The organism is Mesorhizobium sp. LNHC209A00 (genome assembly GCF_000502915.1).
GTDB lineage: Bacteria > Pseudomonadota > Alphaproteobacteria > Rhizobiales > Rhizobiaceae > Mesorhizobium.
In genome coordinates this window covers 44,556-61,217 of record NZ_AYWT01000009.1, presented here as the reverse complement: position 1 = coordinate 61,217, position 16,662 = coordinate 44,556, and the positions used below count along the sequence as shown (strand labels likewise).

Genomic DNA, 16,662 nt, shown 5'->3' with positions numbered 1-16,662 from the left:
GCATCCTCCTTGGCCCGGCCTCGCGGAGGCGCCGGGCTCGAATTTGCAGTTGACGCTCATTGGATGCGGGGCGGAGAGAAACGTTCCCGGAAAATCGGGACGGCATCATTCAAAACCCAGCCGTCCCATCACCGCCTGGGTCAGTCGATCGCAGCGCCGACCCGCGAAGGGGAAGGCATCCAGCAGCACAGGGCCGATTTCATCGTCCAGCGCCTTGCGCAACAGGGCGCGCGCCCGATGCAGTCTCGTCTTGACGGTTTCTGGCCGCACGCCGAGCAAATCGGCGGTTTCCTCCATGCTCAGGCCCTCGATGACGCGGGCGACGAAGACCATGCGGTAGATGTCGGGCAGGCTGTCGGTCGCCCGTTCGACAAGTGCGAGAATCTGCCGCTGCGCCATCGTCCGCTCCGGATCGTCGTTGGATTTGAGGGGAAACCTGATTATCCGCGCTTCCGGATCGGCAGGCATCTCCACCGTGCGACGTCTCTTGCGCAGGCGGCCGAGCGCTTCGTTGATGACGATGCGCGACAGCCAGGTGGCGAGCGTGGATTGGCCGCGAAACGCCGCCAGGCTGGCGAAGGCGTTGACATAGGCCTCCTGGACGACGTCCTCGGCTTCGGCGTCGTTGCGCAGAATGCCGCGCGCGATGCGGTAGAGCCGCTGGTTGTGTACCTTCATGATGACGCGAAAAGCATCCGGCTCGCGCGCCAGCGCGCGGTGGACAAGCAGCATGTCGCCGGAAGGCCTTTCGGCAATCGCCGGCACCGTGGCGGGCATTGGCTGCTTGCTCATCGCGACCGGATCTCCTCGTGCAAATGCTGCGCATTGGATGCGCCTGCCGGCAAAAGGTTCCCGGACCAGAGGGATCCGGGTTCGGTATTCTAGGCTGCCGCCAATCCCTTGTCTGCCCTCTGCACGCGTGCGGCCGCCGCCAAGAGGTCGGTCTGCGTGATCAGGCCGAGAATATGCCGCTCGCCGTCGACGATGACCACGGCATGGCTGCGCCCGTCGGTCAGCACCGGGAGCAAGCTCATCGCCGGTGTCTCGGGCCAGGCGGTGCCGGCTTTTGCCATGACGCTCTTCACTGTGTCGGTGGCTTTCGTCAGCTCGCGCAGGCCAACGGCGCCAACCAGCCGGGCATCCGCGTCGACCACGGGCAAGGTACGGATATTATGATCGAGCAGTTGCTGGCGCGCCTCGTCGGCGGTGGCTTGCTCGGACACCGAAACCACGTCGCGCGACATGATGTCCTCGCACAGCAGCGTGCGGTGTGAGCGCACCATGGCCTGCAGTTCGACTTGTCTCAGCAACCGTTCGAGGTCGTCGCGGTCGATGTCGAAGGTCTCGTCAAGTGTGGTCAGCGCCGCGTCGATATCCTCGGGCCGGAAGCCGACGCGCTGCTGAGCCGGCGCATCGGCGGTGCCGTGGCTGTTGGCGGCTGGTGTCGCGACATGCGGGTAATTGCGCCGCGCCAGCTTGTGGAAAAGGAAGCCCAGCGCCACCAGGATGGTCGAATTCAAGGCCACCGGCACGAACGGGAACAGGAAGCCCGCGCTGATGACGGCCGGGCCGCCGAGCACCGCCGTCAGCGCGGCGGCACCGCCTGGCGGATGCAGGCAGCGCGTGAACGACATCGCGGCGATGGCGAGCGCCACCGCGAGCCCCGAGGCCATCACCGGATCATGGATGAAATGTGCCACGGTCACCCCGACCAGCGCCGATATGGAATTGCCGCCGATGATGGACCAGGGTTGCGCCAACGGGCTGGCCGGTACGGCGAACAGAAGCACTGCGGATGCGCCCATCGGCGCCACCAGCAGGGCCACATGCGGGCCGCCGCCCATCGCCAGCCCGCTGATCGCGCCCGTCAGCGCGATGCCGATCGTAGCGCCGATACACGCCAGGATGCGTTCACGCAGCGTGGCGCCGGCGAGGATGGGGACAAAAAGACGAAAGGCCATTGGAGAACTTTGCGAGGACTGGATCTGTCGAGATGAGCGGCACGCATGCAGGCGAATTCGCCGATTTGAAAGTCAAACAAATCCGTAAAGTCATGATGTAAGAGAATAATATTGCGCACCGGCCTTCGCCGGAGTGCTGGCAGCGCCTCGCGTTTTGTCATCAGCGACAAGGGCTTGCGGCCCCTTTGCTGACTTTGTTTGAGGTCAGCCCGCGCGCGCCGCTGCCGCAAGCCCGCTCCGAATGTCGGCTTTCAAGTCGTCGACATCCTCTAGGCCGATCTGCAGTCGTATCAGTGGACCTTCATAAGGGCCTTTCGCAACGACGCGGTCGCCAAGCCAGACCGGCACCGCGAGGCTCTCATAGCCTCCCCAGGAGTAGCCGAGACCGAAGATCCGCAGTGCGTCGAGGAAAGCGTGCTGCTCGTGCTGGCCACCACCGGCCAGCACGATGGAAAAGATGCCGCTCGAACCGCGGAAGTCGCGCTTCCAAAGATCGTGGTCCGGATGGCTTGGAAGGGCAGGGTGGAGCACGCGCGCCACGCCTTCTTCGCCTTCGAGCCACGAGGCGATGGCTAGCGCGCTGCGCTGGTGACGGTCGAGCCGAACACCCATCGTGCGCAGGCCGCGCAGCACTTGGTATACGTCGTCAGGTCCAGCACAGCAGCCAAGCGTGCAAAAGCTCTCGTAGAGCTGCCCCCAGCAGGCCTCATTGGCCGAGACCGTGCCGAGCAGCACGTCCGAATGGCCTGCAGGATATTTCGTCGCCGCATGGATCGAGATGTCCACGCCATGGTCTAGCGGCCGGAAATAGAGCGGCGTCGCCCATGTATTGTCCATCATCACGATGGCGCCGGCCGCATGCGCCGCCTTGGCGATCGCCGGGATGTCCTGCACCTCGAACGTGTTGGAGGCCGGCGATTCGGTGAACACCACTTTGGTGTTCGGCTTGAGCAACGTCGCGATGCCGGCGCCGATATTGGGAGCATAATATTCGACCTCGACGCCGAGCCGTTTCAGCATCGTGTCGGCGAAGTTTCTCGTGGGATGATAGACGGAATCGACGATCAGCAGATGATCGCCCGCCGATACGAAGGCCAGCAGCGGCACGGTCACAGCCGCAAGGCCCGACGGCACCGCGATCGTGCCGGCCGAGCCTTCCAGCGCGTCAATGGCATGCGCAAGAGCGTCCGTCGTCGGTGTGCCACGCGTGCCGTAAGTGTACTTCTGGCTGCGTGCGGCCATCACGGAGGCATTTGGGAACAGCACGGTCGAGGCATGCACGACCGGCGGGTTGACGAAGCCGAAATAGTCATGCGGGTTGTTACCCGAATGGGCGAGCCGCGTGTTGATGCCCATCGTGCCGGAACCCTGCTCGCTGCCGTCTTTCGCCATTCTTGGTCGCCTTGTTAGACAAGGCGCTAGCCATAATGCGGCGTCGTGGACCGTGCAACAGCCCACCGTTCGCCAGGAATGGACTTCGAATATGCCAATTCCTGGGCCCGAAGACAGCCCGCGATCTGATCCGGAATGGACCAACGACGCGCGGCGGCGCCCTGTCGAAAGCTTGCTCGCCAGCTGGTGAACCTATTGTAGCCGGCTGTGAAAGGTATATGATAAATTTCTAATGATAATCGCCGGATGCTTCGATCAGATGCTGCCGGATGGTTCTTGCCGGCTACCTCCTGGTCCCGATCCGGGCATCCCGCTCCAGCGAGCGGAAAGGGGAGGAATGTCATGCCTGACGTCAAATGGACGATGAAGGCGCGCGAATTCATCAACTGCAATTGTGCCTATGGCTGCCCATGCCAGTTCAATGCCATGCCGACATACGGATTCTGCCAAGCCGTCGCCGGCATGGAAATCGAGACCGGCCATCATGGCGACACCAAGCTCGACGGGCTGCGCTTCGTCGGCATCTTCAGCTGGCCCGGCGCGATACACCAGGGCAGGGGGGAGGCCGCGGTGGTCATCGACGAGAGGGCCAGCGAAGCCCAGCGTGAAGCCCTTCTCCGCATACTGGGCGGTCAGGACACCGAACCGGGCGCGACAATATTCCAGGTCTTTTCGACCACCTTGGAGAAGTTCCACGATCCGATCTTCGCCGCGATCGATTTCGAGGTCGACGTCGATGGCCGAACGGGCCGGCTGCACGTCAAGGGCGTAACCGACGGCCGTGGTGAGCCGATCAAGAACCCGGTCACCGGCGCCGAGCATCGGGCGCGCATCGACCTGCCGCACGGCTTCGAATACGCCATCGCCGAGGTCGGGCGCGGCTGGACCAAGACGACGAGCCCGATCAAATTCGAGGTGGCGGACACGCATAGCCATTTCGCCAACCTGCATCTCACGCAGAGCGGCATCGTGCATTGATCTGATCCGATGGGCGACACGGCTCTCGAGGCGGTGCTGCGGCGCGACCGCGCGGTCGTGACGGCCGCGCTCGCCGTAATTGCCGTGTTCGCCTGGGCCTATGTTCTTTGGCTCGCCGCCGACATGGCCATGCCTGGTAGCCCCATGTCGGGCGGCGAGGCAGGCGACATGGCCGGGATGGACATGGCCGGGATGGACATGGCCGGGATGGACATGGCGAGCATGGATATGGGCGCTGCCGTGGCGCCGGGTTTCCGGGCCTGGGCATCGGTCGATTTCGTCTTCACCTTCACGATGTGGGCCGTGATGATGGTCGGCATGATGACGCCGTCGGTCGCGCCGATGTTGCTGCTCTATGCCGGCGTCGCCCGCAAGGCGCTGGCGGACAGCCGGCCTATCGCTTCGACGGCATGGTTTTTTACCGGCTATCTCGTCGTCTGGGTCGCCTTCAGCATCGTGGCGACGGGTGCGCAATGGCTGCTCGCCCGTTTCGGGATGCTCGATCCCTTGATGGCGGCGCACAGCGCGGTCCTCGGCGGTATCATCCTGATCGCCGCCGGCCTCTACCAGTGGACGCCGATCAAGGGCGTGTGCCTGCGCCAATGCCAGGCGCCGGTCGCGTTCCTGGCGAGCCATGGCGGATTCCGCACCACCGCGCCCGGCGCACTTCGGCTTGGCATGGATCACGGCGCCTATTGTCTCGGCTGCTGCTGGGCGCTGATGACCCTGCTGTTCGTCGGCGGTGTCATGAACGTGCTGTGGATCGCCGGCATCGCCGTCCTTGTTCTTCTGGAGAAGGTGGTTCCGGCCGGGCAATTGATCCCGCGCATCTCCGGTGCATTGATGGTTGCGGTCGGCATCTGGCTGGGCTTTCCCGCGCTTTGAGACCGCGCGCCACTTTGTCCACAAGCAATATCGACCGGCAATCATGGGGTAATCGTCGGCCGAAAGTATTCCGTTACGTCAACGTATTTCGTGCCGGGGGCAGTAACGCCGAGGTATTGCCCGGAACGGATTCTACAGCGCCGGCTCACATCTGCGTCAAATGAGCTTCGCCGATTCAAGTCGCGCTTCTGACCAGATCGCGTGCACGTTTGTCTGCAATTTAGCCATTTCAGGCAATCGATTTTCAAACCCGGTCGGATTCGGTCATTTTCCTTGACCTCACGGGAATTATCGCCTTCGATGCTGTTCGTGAATGGAAAGGCGGCGCGTCGGTTTGCGATGCGGGGTTTCGGGAATGGGACGGGATGGGAGCTGCGTTCACAAGGGAAAAAAGATCAGGGTTTGCCTGAAAAAACAGAAAAGGGTCTGTGGGTTATGAAACACATTGCTATCGGCATTCTTGGCGCCGCCACGCTCGGATTGATGGCGTCGGCCGCGTCGGCGGGCACGCTTGACACCGTCAAGGCGAAGGGCTTCATCCAGTGCGGCGTCTCGACCGGTCTGGCCGGCTTCTCCGCGCCGGACGACAAGGGTGACTGGCAGGGCATCGACGCCGATTTCTGTCGCGCGGTTGCCGCCGCCGTCTTCGGTGATGGCACCAAGGTCAAGTTCACGCCGCTCAGCGCCAAGGAACGCTTCACCGCGCTGCAGTCCGGCGAGGTCGACATCCTCTCGCGCAACACCACTTGGACGATCAACCGCGATACCGCGCTCGGCCTGAATTTCATCGGCACGACCTACTATGACGGTCAGGGCTTCATGATCAACGCCAAGAAGCTGCCCGGCGTCAATTCGGCGCTGCAGCTTTCGGGCGCCGCCGTCTGCGTGCAGAGCGGCACGACCACCGAGCTCAACCTCGCCGACTACTTCAAGGCGAACAAGATGGAGTACAATCCGGTCGTCTTCGAGAAGCTCGAAGAGGTCAATGCCGCTTATGATGCCGGCCGCTGCGACGTCTACACCACCGACCAGTCGGGCCTTTACGGCATTCGCTTGACGCTCGGCTCGCCGGCCGATCACGTCGTGCTGCCCGAGATCATCTCGAAAGAGCCGCTCGGACCTGCCGTTCGCCAGGGCGACGACCAGTGGTACCACATCGTCAAGTGGACCTATTTCGCTCTGCTCGACGCCGAGGAGCTCGGCATCACCAAGGCCAATGTCGACGAGATGAAAAACTCCGCCAGCCCGGAGATCAAGCGTGTGCTCGGCCAGGAAGCAGACACCAAGATCGGCACCGACCTTGGCGTCTCCAACGACTGGGTCGTCAACATCGTCAAGGCCACCGGCAATTACGGCGAAATGTTCGACCGCAATGTCGGCTCGGGCAGCCCGCTCAAGATTGCCCGTGGCATCAATGCGCTATGGACCAAGGGCGGCCTGCAATACGCGCCGCCGATCCGCTGATCGAAACGTGATCCGGAAGGCAGGCTCCTGCCTTCCGGTTTCTCTTTCACAGGGGACGTGACATGGCATCGCAGGAAATCCTACGCGAGGAGCCGAGCCGCGGCTCCTTCGTCAATGACCCGAGAATTCGCGGTCTCTTCTTTCAGACGCTGGTCGTCATCGTTCTGTTCGGCTCCATCTGGTGGATCGTGCAGAACGTCATCGACAATCTGCAGCGCCTGCACATCGCCTCCGGCTTCGGCTTCCTCAAGGGGCGCGCCGGCTTCGACATCTCGGACACGCCGATCGCCTATACGTCGGACTCGACCTATGGCCGCGCCATTGTCGTCGGCCTGATCAACACCATCATCGTTGCCGTCGCCGGCATCATCACCGCCACCATCATCGGCTTCGTCATCGGCATCGGCCGGCTGTCGCAGAACTGGCTGGTCCAGAAGATCTGCACGGTCTATGTCGAGATCTTCCGCAACATCCCGCCGCTGCTGGTCATCTTCTTCTGGTATTCCGGCGTGCTCGCCGTGCTGCCGGCGCCGCGCGATTCCTATCATCTCCCCTTCGGCTCCTTCCTCAACCAGCGCGGCTTCTATTTTCCGCGCCCGGTCTGGGGCGACGGCTCCTGGCTGATCCTGGTCGCCCTTGTCGTGGGCATCGCGATGTCGTGGTTCGTCGCCCGCAGGGCGCGTCAGCGGCAGATGGCGACGGGCCAGCAATTTCCGGTGTTCTGGACCTCCGCCGCGCTGATCGTCGGCCTGCCGCTGCTGGCTTACGTGCTGAGCGGCTTTCCGCTGAGCTTTGATTTGCCCAAGCAGTCGACCTTCAATCTGACCGGCGGCTTCCAGGTCAAACCGGAATTCCTTTCGCTCTATCTGGCGCTGTCCTGCTACACGGCGGCGTTCATAGCCGAAATCGTGCGAGCCGGCATCAGGGGCGTCAGCAAGGGCCAGACCGAGGCGGCGGCCGCACTTGGGCTGCGATCCGGTTCGATCCTGCGGCTGGTAGTGGTGCCGCAGGCCATGCGCATCGTCATCCCGCCGCTGACCAGCCAGTATCTCAACCTGACCAAGAACTCCTCGCTGGCGATCGCCATCGGTTATCCCGACCTGACGGCAACGGCCGGCACCGTTCTGAACCAGACCGGACAAGCGGTCGAGGGCGTGCTGATCATGATGATCGCCTATCTCATACTCAGCCTGGTGACCTCGGCCGTGATGAACGTGGTCAACGCCAGGATGGCGCTGGTGGAGAGGTAGGACCATGCAGGAACACGATCTGTCCTGGGTGCGCACCGAAATGGCGCTGGCGCAGCCCGCGCCGGCGAGCGTCAGCGGCCCCATCGCCTGGGTGCGCAAGAACCTGATCGGCTCGGTCGGCGACACCATCCTCACCATCCTCGGCATCGTCATCGTCGCCTGGGTTCTGCCGCAGGTCATCAACTGGGCGTTCATCAACGCACAGTGGACCGGACCGGACCGCACGGTCTGCGCCACCGTCGCGCAAGGCGGCATTCAGCCCGACGGCTGGAGCGGAGCCTGCTGGGCTTTCGTCAATGCCAAGTTCGGCCAGTTCATGTTCGGCACCTATCCGGTCGAGGAGCGCTGGCGGCCGATCCTGGTCGCCATCCTGTTCGTGGCGCTGCTGGTGCCGATGCTGATGCCGCGTGTGCCGCGCAAGGGGCTGAACGCGATCCTGCTTTTCCTGGTGCTGCCGATCGTTTCCTTCTTCCTGCTGGTCGGCGGCGTATTCGGCCTGCCGCATGTCGAAACCTCGCGCTGGGGCGGGCTGCTGATCACGCTGAGCCTGTCCTTCGTCGGCATCGCCGTATCGCTGCCGCTGGGCACCGTGTTGGCGCTCGGGCGGCGCTCGAAGATGCCGATCGTCAAGATGCTGTGCATTATCTTCATCGAAGCCGTGCGCGGCATACCGCTGATCACCGTCCTGTTTTTCGTCAGCGTCATGCTGCCGCTGTTCCTGCCGGCCGGCGTCAGCTTCGATAAGTATCTGAGGGCCCTGATCGGCGTGTCGCTGTTTGCCGCGGCCTATATGGCCGAAGTGGTTCGCGGCGGCCTGCAGGCGATCCCCAAGGGCCAGTATGAAGGCGCCGATTCGCTCGGTCTCGGCTACTGGCAGAAGATGAGCTTGATCGTGTTGCCGCAGGCGCTGAAGCTGGTCATACCCGGCATCGTCAACACCTTCATCGGCATGTTCAAGGACACCAGCCTAGTCCTCATCATCTCGATGTTCGACCTGCTCGGCATCGTCAAGCAGAACTTCTCCGACGCCAACTGGGCTACGGCGCAGACCGCGAAATCCGGTCTTGTGTTCGCCGCCTTCGTCTTCTGGCTGTTCTGCTTCGGCATGTCGCGCTATTCAATGTACACGGAACGCCGGCTCGACACCGGCTACAAACGCTAAACAAAAGAACAAGGGGACCCCAGCCATGGCCACTGAAAATGCCGTCAGCGCGGAAGAGATCAAGGTCAACGCGGCCAAGATGCATATCTCTGACACCGATGTCGCCATCGACATCATCGCCATGCATAAATGGTACGGCGAGTTCCATGTGCTGAAGGACATCAATCTGAAGGTGATGCGCGGCGAGCGTATCGTCATTTGCGGACCGTCCGGGTCGGGCAAGTCGACCATGATCCGCTGCATCAACCGGCTGGAAGAGCACCAGAAGGGCAAGATCATCGTCGATGGCAAGGAACTCACCAACGATCTGAAGAAGATCGACGAGGTGCGCCGCGAGGTCGGCATGGTGTTTCAGCACTTCAATCTGTTCCCGCACCTGACCATCCTGGAGAACTGCACGCTGGCGCCGATCTGGGTGCGCAAGACGCCGAAGAAGCAGGCCGAGGAGATCGCCATGCATTTCCTCAAGCGCGTCAAGATCCCGGAGCAGGCCAACAAATATCCGGGCCAGCTCTCCGGCGGCCAGCAGCAGCGCGTGGCGATCGCGCGTTCGCTGTGCATGAACCCGCGCATCATGCTGTTCGACGAGCCGACCTCGGCGCTTGATCCCGAAATGATCAAGGAAGTGCTGGAGACGATGGTGGGCCTTGCCGAGGAAGGCATGACCATGCTGTGCGTCACCCACGAGATGGGCTTTGCGCGGAAAGTCGCCAACCGGGTGATCTTCATGGATCAGGGCCAGATCGTCGAACAGAACACGCCGGCCGAGTTCTTCGACCATCCGCGCCATGAGCGCACGAAGCTGTTCCTGTCGCAGATCCTGCACTGAGCGGACTGACGCCAACTCGAGAAAGCCCGGTCGCGCCGCGGCCGGGCTTTCTTGCCTCTGGCCGATCGGATAATGATCTTCTTGATTGAGCCGCGAATGGGCACGCGAAGCCGCGCCGATGAGACTCCTGCGTTTCCTGGCCATGCTGGTTGCAGCACTGGTGCTCGCCGTGTCGCTCGGCACGCTGGTGCCGCGCCCGCTCTGGCCGGCAGCCGCAGCGGGCGAGGGCATCATGCACATATTGGTGCTGAAAAATCCGATCCACACCGACATCGCCATTCCGGTGGATGACGAGGTGCGCCGGCGCTTCCATTTTCTGGCCGATGCCGGCCTGCCTTCGGACGCGCCCGATGTGCGCTACCTCGTCTTCGGCTGGGGCGGGCGCGCCTTCTACCTGGAAACGCCGACATGGTCGCAATTGAAGGCGCTGCCCGCATTCAAGGCTTTGACGCTCGATGCGTCGGTGATGCATGTCGACGTCGCCGGCAATATTCCCGAGCCGCACCCCGATGTCGCAGGCTTCGACGTGGGCGAAGACCGTTTTGCCGCATTGCTCGATTTCATCGAAGCGAGCTTTCAGCAGGGGCCGAACGGCCCGATCGTCGTCGACAATGCCGGCTACTCCAATTTCGACCGCTTTTATGAGGCGAATGGCCATTTCAACGCGCTGATCGGTTGCAACACCTGGACGGCGGCTGCACTGCGCACTGCCGGCCTGCGCACCGGCTGGTGGAACCCGCTGCCGGTTTCGCTTGGGCTGTCCATGCGGCTGTATAATTAGCTTTGCCGCTGGCTCCTTTCACCGAGGGATGATCCGCTGCTGCTCCCACCCGTAAAGCCAGTCCAGATCGGCGGCGAGCTTCTCTCCCGGTCGCGCCGCCAGAAACAGATTGCGGGCCAACGCCACCGGGCCATGGGCATGCCAGGCAAGCCGGTTGAGCGCGCCGCGACGGATGACCTTGGCGATGCGCGACCGCCGCAGGTTCTCCCAGATGATGAGGCTTTGCGTCAGGTCGCCGGGGATGTCGGCGACGAGGTTGGCCAGCGTCGCGGCGTCCTCGATCGCCATGGCAGCACCTTGCGCCGCGAACGGCGTCATCGCGTGCGCGGCGTCGCCGATCAGCGCGATGCCTTCCGGCACAGTCCAGCGTCGCTGCTCGACCGTGTGGATGGGGAAGGCGGTCCACGGGCCAGCGAATTCCACTAATTGCGCCAGCGCCGGCGCGGTGCGGCGCATGGCGCCCGAAAGGATGGCGGGGTCGGCACTGCGTGACCACCCCTCGGCGATGCGCTCGCCCCGGGTGAAGGCGGCAAGGTTGAAGGCGCTACCCCTGCTGACGGGGTAGGCGACCATGTGGAATCCCGGGTGCAGGAAGGTGGTGACGCAGTCGGTGGCGCCGATCGCGGCGAAGGCTCGCCCCGCCTCGTTGTCCGCGCTCACCGTCGCCCGCCAGGCCAGTTCGCCGGAGAAATGGCTTTTCGCGAAGCCGGCTCCGCTGCCTGGACTGGCAAACCTCCGCACCGCTGACCAGACGCCATCGGCGCCGACCAGCAGAGATCCTTGGATATCGATGACCTTGCGGCCGACCCCGTCTGTCCTGGTGATAACGAGTGAACCGGAGGCCACGCTGCTGACATGCACACCGGTGGTGAGATCGATGTCGGGCAGTTGCGCAACGCGCCCCATCAGGGCGTCTTGCAGATCCGCCCGGTGCGCCAGGAGATAGGGCGCGCCCCAGCGTTCCTCGCCGGCTCCGCCAAGCGGCACGCGTGCCAGTTGGCGCAGGCTCGCGGCGTCCTTCAGCACCACGGCTTCCGGCCGGACGGCATTGGCAAGAAGCGTGTCGAGCACGCCAAGCTGGCGCAGTATGCGCGTCGCGTTAGGAGAGAGCTGGATGCCGGCGCCCGCCGCTTCGAGGCGCTGCGCCTGTTCGAACACCCTCACGGAATAGCCGCGTTCGGCAAAGGCAATCGCTGCTGTCAGCCCGGCGATGCCAGCCCCGGCGATCACGACTTGCCGGGACTGCGTCTCGCTCATGATCGGAAGGTCAGGCGGCCTGGTCGATGTAGAGACAGCCCGCCGGCAGCGTTTCGGTCGCCTTCAGCTTCGGCGAATAGCGATAGAGGGTCGAGCAGTAAGGGCAGACTTTCTCATTGTCGTCGCCCATGTCGAGAAAAACATGCGGATGGTCGAAAGGCGGGTTGGCGCCCGTGCACATGAATTCCTTGACCCCGATGTCGATCGCCGGGTGGCCCGCATCGTTCTGGAAATGGGGAATGGAACCGCCTGCCATCGTCGTCTCCTTAACGCAGTCGCTCTGCATCTGGATCATATCAAGTCTGTTTGCAAGTTCGATGAAATCAAACTGTCGCAAAAGCCTGTCAGAGAACTGTCGCAAAAGCCTGCCACAGGATAAGTTAAGCCGGTTAACCGGCCGAGGCGGGCGGAAGAGCAGGAATCATGAACGAACTGAAGCCGGTACAGAGCGAATTCAACAATGTCGCGGCAGCGAGCCCGGAAGGCAATCCGGACCGCTTCGTCAATCGCGAATTCTCCTGGCTGCAGTTCAATCGCCGCGTTCTCGAGGAATCGCTGAACACCCATCACCCGCTGCTGGAGCGCGTCCGCTTCCTGTCGATCTCGGCCGCCAATCTCGACGAATTCTTCATGGTGCGCGTCGCCGGCCTTGCCGGCCAGGTGCGCGAAGGCATCGTGCTGAAGAGCCCGGACGGACGCACTCCCGAACAGCAGCTCGAACAATTGCTGCGTGAGGTCGAGCGGCTGCAGGAGGACCAGCAGAAGAGCCTGTCGGCCCTCACGGTGCTGCTCAACAAGGAAGGCATCGAAACCATCACCCGCGACGCGCTGACCAAGGACGAGAAGGTCTGGCTGGAAGACCATTTCCAGGAGCAGGTGTTTCCCGTGCTGACCCCGCTCTCGATCGACCCGGCGCATCCGTTCCCGTTCATTCCCAATCTCGGCTTCTCGATGGCGTTGCAGCTTCGCCATCGCAAGAATGGCGAGGAGATGAGCGCGCTCTTGCGCCTGCCGGTGGCGCTGAAGCGCTTCATCCGCCTGCCGGACCGCAAGCACCATGTCCGCTTCATCCCTCTGGAGGAGGCGGTCGGCCTTTACATCGGCAAGCTCTTCCCCGGCTACGAGGTCAAGGGTTCCGGCACGTTCCGCATCATTCGTGACAGCGACATCGAGGTCGAAGAGGAATCGGAAGATCTCGTGCGTCTGTTCGAAACGGCGCTGAAGCGCCGCCGCCGCGGTTCGGTCATCCGAATCGAATTCGACAAGCTGATGCCCGGGGAATTGCGCGATTTTGTCGCCGGCGAGCTTGGCGTCTCGTCGAGCCGCATCAGTGTGCTCACCGGGCCGCTGGCGCTCAGTCAGATCTCCGAGATCGTCTCCGTTCCCCGCGACGACCTAAAATTCATCCCCTACAACCCACGTTTTCCCGAGCGTATCCGCGAGCATGGCGGCGACTGTTTCGCCGCCATTCGCGAGAAGGACATCGTCGTCCATCACCCCTATGAGTCGTTCGACGTGGTGGTGCAGTTCCTGCGCCAGGCAATGGCCGATCCCGAAGTGGTGGCGATCAAGCAGACGCTCTATCGCACCTCCAACGACAGCCCGATCGTGCGTGCTCTGGTTGATGCGGCCGAAGCCGGCAAGTCGGTGACGGCGCTTGTCGAGCTCAAGGCGCGTTTCGACGAGGAGGCCAACATCCGCTGGGCGCGCGATCTCGAACGTGCCGGCGTCCAGGTCGTGTTCGGGTTCCTCGAACTCAAGACCCACGCCAAGATGTCGCTGGTGGTGCGGCGCGAGGACGGCAAGCTGCGCAATTACGTCCATCTCGGCACCGGCAACTACCACCCGGTCACCGCGCGCATCTACACCGACCTGTCCTTCTTCACCACCGACCCGACGATCGCCCGCGATGTCGCCCAATTGTTCAATTTCATCACCGGCTATGCCGAGCCGACCGCCGAGATGCGGCTGGCGATCTCGCCGTTCACGCTGAGGAACCGCATCCTCCAGCACATTTCGGACGAGGTCACCCATGCGTTGGAGGGACGGCCGGCGCGTATCTGGATGAAGATGAACGCGCTCGTCGATCCCATCATCATCGATGCGCTCTACGATGCAAGCCGCGCCGGAGTGGAGATCGACCTCGTCGTGCGCGGCATCTGCTGCCTGCGGCCGCAGGTGCCGGGCCTGTCGGAAAACATCAGGGTCAAGTCGATCGTCGGCCGGTTCCTCGAGCACAGCCGCATCTACTGCTTCGGCAACGGCCACGGCCTCCCGTCGGACGAGGCGATCGTCTACATCTCCTCGGCCGACCTCATGCCGCGCAATCTCGACCGCCGCGTCGAGACCATGGTGCCGATCACCAATCCAACTGTGCATGAACAGATTCTGGGCCAGATCATGCTGGGCAACATCATGGACAATCAGCAAAGTTTCGACGTATTGGCTGATGGAACCTCCCGGCGCGTGGTGCTGGAGGAGGGCGAGGAACAGTTCAACGCGCAGGAATATTTCATGACCAATCCGAGCCTGTCGGGACGGGGTGACGCGCTGAAATCGCATGCGCCCAAGCGAATAGCCCAGTTCAAGCGCCGCAAGAAGAACGCCACCACCTGATGCTGTCCAATTCCCAGGGCCGGCTGCAGGACCGCCGACCGCTGTCCATCATCGACATCGGCTCCAATTCGATCCGTCTCGTCGTCTATGAGGGGCTGGCGCGCTCGCCGACCATGCTGTTCAACGAAAAGATGCTGGCCGGCCTCGGCCGCGGCATCGTGTCGACGGGGAAGCTAGACCCGGAGGGCGTGGCGCGCTCGATGGAGGAGTTTCGCCGTTTCCGCGCGCTCTCCGACCAGGCTGGCGCCGAACACATGTACGTGCTGGCAACCGCCGCCGCCCGCGAGGCGATCAACGGTCCTGATTTCATCCATCGTGCCGAGGATGTGCTCAACACCGAAATCCGTGTGCTCTCCGGCCGCCAGGAAGCGCATTATTCCGCGCTCGGCGTCATCTCCGGCTTCCACCCGGCCAACGGCATTGCCGGCGACCTTGGCGGCGGCAGCCTCGAACTCATAGACATTGATGGCGAGGCGATCGGCGACGGTATCACGCTGCCGCTCGGCGGCCTGCGCCTGCAGGACATGGCGAAGAACTCGCTCGTCCAGGCACAGAAGATCGCGCGCCAGGAACTGGCCCGGGCCAAGCTCTTGAAGGGCGGACAAGGCAGGACTTTCTACGCTGTTGGCGGCACTTGGCGAAACCTCGCCAGGCTGCATATGGAGATGAACAACTACCCGCTCGGCGTCATGCACCACTACGAAATATCGGCCGAAAGCGCTCAGAACTTCCTCAAGCAGGTGACCAGGGGCGAAGTCGAAAAGGTGAGGGGTATCGAGGGTGTCTCCAAGAACCGCCGCTCGCTGCTGCCCTATGGCGCTCTCGTGCTGCAGGAGATCATGACGGCGATGCAGCCGTCCAGGATCATCGTTTCGGCGCAAGGCGTGCGTGAGGGTTTCCTCTATTCGCTGCTCGATGCGGCCGAGCAGAAGGCCGATCCGCTGATCTCGGCCGCCGAGGAGCTTGCGCTTCTGCGCTCGCGTTCGGTCCATCACGCGCATGACCTGGTCGAATGGACCGGCAAGGCTTTCAAGGCGTTCGGCATCGACGAGACGGAAGACGAAGCGCGCTATCGCCATGCCGCCTGCCTGCTCGCCGATATCGGCTGGCGCGCTCATCCGGAATATCGCGGCAAGCAGTCGCTCAACATCATCGCGCATGCCTCGTTCATCGGTGTCGATCACCCCGGCCGCGCCTACCTAGCGCTGACCAACGCCTACCGTCATGATGGCGTCTTCAATGAATTGGTGGCGCCCGAAATCAAGGCGCTGGCGCCGCCGCGCCTGCTGGAGCGCGCCCGCGTGCTGGCAGCGATGATGCGCGTCGTCTATCTGCTGACGGCCGCCATGCCCGGCATCATGCCGAGGCTGAAATGGGAAAGCCGCCCGAACGGCGCGCTGGCGCTAGTACTACCGGCTTCGCTCTCCAACCTGTACGGCGAGCGCCCGGCCGGCCGGCTGGCGCAACTGGCGCGCATCACCAACCGGCGTCTGGTGCTGGCGGTCGAGGGCGGGCAGAGCGTGTCGGCGAAATAGTCAAGTCGCGTCGGCGCCGATGCCGAAGCCGCGACTGTCGGCCGACCATGCGCCGGCGCCGGCCATGGCAAGCGCCAGGAACCCACCCGATATCGCGATATCCTTCATCAGCATCTGCTGGTGCAGGAAGGCGAGCGTCGCATCCTCGGCGCCTTGGCCGTAATGGCCGATATAGCCGGCCGCGACGCAGAAGCCGGCCAGCAGGAGTGCCACGATCCGCGTCTGCAAACCAACGAGGATCAGCAGCCCCGCGATCAACTCGAAAAGGCCAGTGCCCCAGGCGGCGAGCGCCGGCAGCGGCATGCCGAGACTGGCGAAATAGCTGGTGGTGCCGGCAATGTTGGCGAGCGCCTGGAAGCCGGACGGCACGAACAGCACGGCAAACAACAGCCGTGAAACCAGAAGCAATGCACTGCGACCCATGGCTCCCTCCCTTGCCGGCACGGTCGCCGGCGCCGTTGCAATCTAATGCATGTTGCCCGGGAGTGTCCTAGGTTCCGGGACAATGACATGCATAAAATCACAAGCTTACAGCAGGGTGGGCGAATTGCC

At 63.2% G+C, this 16,662-nt stretch carries 15 protein-coding genes; 9 read left to right on the top strand and 6 right to left on the bottom strand.

Annotated elements, in window-relative coordinates; translation table 11 throughout:
* Positions 1 to 105: 105 nt before the first annotated feature.
* The 3 genes from X739_RS145220 to X739_RS145230 form a co-directional block, all read right to left on the bottom strand.
* On the bottom strand, positions 106 to 792 hold the full coding sequence (locus tag X739_RS145220; RefSeq protein ID WP_031240863.1) for an RNA polymerase sigma factor: 687 nt from the start codon (positions 790 to 792) through the stop codon (positions 106 to 108).
* An 89-nt stretch (positions 793 to 881) separates the two neighbouring features.
* The gene (locus tag X739_RS145225; RefSeq protein WP_023773467.1) at positions 882 to 1,961 is read right to left on the bottom strand and encodes an HPP family protein; all 1,080 of its coding nucleotides are present in this window, start codon (positions 1,959 to 1,961) and stop codon (positions 882 to 884) included.
* 204 nt (positions 1,962 to 2,165) lie between these two features.
* Positions 2,166 to 3,353 carry a cystathionine beta-lyase gene (locus X739_RS145230; RefSeq protein ID WP_023795274.1) on the bottom strand — a complete coding sequence of 396 codons (1,188 nt, stop codon included), beginning with the start codon at positions 3,351 to 3,353 and terminating at the stop codon, positions 2,166 to 2,168.
* A gap of 342 nt (positions 3,354 to 3,695) precedes the next feature.
* Here X739_RS145230 and X739_RS145235 point away from each other — a divergent pair, with 342 nt between their 5' ends.
* The 7 genes from X739_RS145235 to X739_RS145265 all read left to right on the top strand — a co-directional run bounded on the left by X739_RS145235 (position 3,696) and on the right by X739_RS145265 (position 10,702).
* Entirely contained in the window at positions 3,696 to 4,331 is a 636-nt protein-coding gene (locus X739_RS145235) for a DUF1326 domain-containing protein (protein WP_023773469.1), read from the top strand.
* A gap of 9 nt (positions 4,332 to 4,340) precedes the next feature.
* Positions 4,341 to 5,216: a DUF2182 domain-containing protein gene (locus tag X739_RS145240; RefSeq protein ID WP_023795273.1), complete on the top strand. Its 876-nt coding sequence runs from the start codon at positions 4,341 to 4,343 to the stop codon at positions 5,214 to 5,216.
* Positions 5,217 to 5,651: 435 nt separating this feature from the next.
* On the top strand, positions 5,652 to 6,680 hold the full coding sequence (locus X739_RS145245) for an amino acid ABC transporter substrate-binding protein (RefSeq protein ID WP_015318414.1): 1,029 nt from the start codon (positions 5,652 to 5,654) through the stop codon (positions 6,678 to 6,680).
* Between the two features lie 62 nt (positions 6,681 to 6,742).
* A complete protein-coding gene (locus tag X739_RS145250) occupies positions 6,743 to 7,930 on the top strand; it encodes an amino acid ABC transporter permease (RefSeq protein ID WP_023773471.1) in 1,188 nt (395 codons plus the stop codon).
* 4 nt (positions 7,931 to 7,934) lie between these two features.
* A complete protein-coding gene (locus tag X739_RS145255; RefSeq protein ID WP_023782945.1) occupies positions 7,935 to 9,092 on the top strand; it encodes an amino acid ABC transporter permease in 1,158 nt (385 codons plus the stop codon).
* 25 nt (positions 9,093 to 9,117) lie between these two features.
* Positions 9,118 to 9,921 carry an amino acid ABC transporter ATP-binding protein gene (locus tag X739_RS145260; protein WP_023795272.1) on the top strand — a complete coding sequence of 268 codons (804 nt, stop codon included), beginning with the start codon at positions 9,118 to 9,120 and terminating at the stop codon, positions 9,919 to 9,921.
* 118 nt (positions 9,922 to 10,039) lie between these two features.
* Positions 10,040 to 10,702: a TIGR02117 family protein gene (locus X739_RS145265; protein WP_023795271.1), complete on the top strand. Its 663-nt coding sequence runs from the start codon at positions 10,040 to 10,042 to the stop codon at positions 10,700 to 10,702.
* Between the two features lie 18 nt (positions 10,703 to 10,720).
* Here the strand turns inward: X739_RS145265 and X739_RS145270 are convergent, their stop codons facing one another.
* Together X739_RS145270 and X739_RS145275 are read right to left on the bottom strand one after the other, a co-directional pair.
* A complete protein-coding gene (locus tag X739_RS145270; protein WP_023795270.1) occupies positions 10,721 to 11,959 on the bottom strand; it encodes an FAD-dependent monooxygenase in 1,239 nt (412 codons plus the stop codon).
* 10 nt (positions 11,960 to 11,969) lie between these two features.
* Positions 11,970 to 12,215, bottom strand: a complete 246-nt coding sequence (locus X739_RS145275) for a zinc-finger domain-containing protein (protein ID WP_015318409.1) — start codon at positions 12,213 to 12,215, stop codon at positions 11,970 to 11,972.
* A 167-nt stretch (positions 12,216 to 12,382) separates the two neighbouring features.
* Here X739_RS145275 and X739_RS145280 point away from each other — a divergent pair, with 167 nt between their 5' ends.
* Positions 12,383 to 14,575 carry an RNA degradosome polyphosphate kinase gene (locus tag X739_RS145280; RefSeq protein WP_023795269.1) on the top strand — a complete coding sequence of 731 codons (2,193 nt, stop codon included), beginning with the start codon at positions 12,383 to 12,385 and terminating at the stop codon, positions 14,573 to 14,575.
* Entirely contained in the window at positions 14,575 to 16,110 is a 1,536-nt protein-coding gene (gene ppx, locus X739_RS145285; RefSeq protein WP_023795268.1) for an exopolyphosphatase, read from the top strand. The genes X739_RS145280 and ppx overlap by 1 nt, the downstream gene beginning before the upstream one ends.
* On the opposite strand, the gene X739_RS145290 is transcribed toward ppx, so the two are convergent.
* The gene (locus X739_RS145290) at positions 16,111 to 16,533 is read right to left on the bottom strand and encodes a DoxX family protein (RefSeq protein WP_023782949.1); all 423 of its coding nucleotides are present in this window, start codon (positions 16,531 to 16,533) and stop codon (positions 16,111 to 16,113) included.
* Positions 16,534 to 16,662: the final 129 nt, after the last annotated feature.

Bases quoted from the DNA above. Each gene is read 5' to 3' on its own strand.
- X739_RS145230 (WP_023795274.1), bottom strand. From the start codon at position 3,353: ATGGCGAAAGACGGCAGCGAGCAGGGTTCCGGCACGATGGGCATCAAC.
- X739_RS145280 (WP_023795269.1), top strand. From the start codon at position 12,383: ATGAACGAACTGAAGCCGGTACAGAGCGAATTCAACAATGTCGCGGCA.
- X739_RS145265 (WP_023795271.1), top strand. From the start codon at position 10,040: ATGAGACTCCTGCGTTTCCTGGCCATGCTGGTTGCAGCACTGGTGCTC.
- ppx (WP_023795268.1), top strand. From the start codon at position 14,575: ATGCTGTCCAATTCCCAGGGCCGGCTGCAGGACCGCCGACCGCTGTCC.
- X739_RS145235 (WP_023773469.1), top strand. From the start codon at position 3,696: ATGCCTGACGTCAAATGGACGATGAAGGCGCGCGAATTCATCAACTGC.
- X739_RS145275 (WP_015318409.1), bottom strand. From the start codon at position 12,215: ATGGCAGGCGGTTCCATTCCCCATTTCCAGAACGATGCGGGCCACCCG.
- X739_RS145245 (WP_015318414.1), top strand. From the start codon at position 5,652: ATGAAACACATTGCTATCGGCATTCTTGGCGCCGCCACGCTCGGATTG.
- X739_RS145260 (WP_023795272.1), top strand. From the start codon at position 9,118: ATGGCCACTGAAAATGCCGTCAGCGCGGAAGAGATCAAGGTCAACGCG.
- X739_RS145255 (WP_023782945.1), top strand. From the start codon at position 7,935: ATGCAGGAACACGATCTGTCCTGGGTGCGCACCGAAATGGCGCTGGCG.
- X739_RS145290 (WP_023782949.1), bottom strand. From the start codon at position 16,533: ATGGGTCGCAGTGCATTGCTTCTGGTTTCACGGCTGTTGTTTGCCGTG.
- X739_RS145240 (WP_023795273.1), top strand. From the start codon at position 4,341: ATGGGCGACACGGCTCTCGAGGCGGTGCTGCGGCGCGACCGCGCGGTC.
- X739_RS145270 (WP_023795270.1), bottom strand. From the start codon at position 11,959: ATGAGCGAGACGCAGTCCCGGCAAGTCGTGATCGCCGGGGCTGGCATC.
- X739_RS145225 (WP_023773467.1), bottom strand. From the start codon at position 1,961: ATGGCCTTTCGTCTTTTTGTCCCCATCCTCGCCGGCGCCACGCTGCGT.
- X739_RS145220 (WP_031240863.1), bottom strand. From the start codon at position 792: ATGAGCAAGCAGCCAATGCCCGCCACGGTGCCGGCGATTGCCGAAAGG.
- X739_RS145250 (WP_023773471.1), top strand. From the start codon at position 6,743: ATGGCATCGCAGGAAATCCTACGCGAGGAGCCGAGCCGCGGCTCCTTC.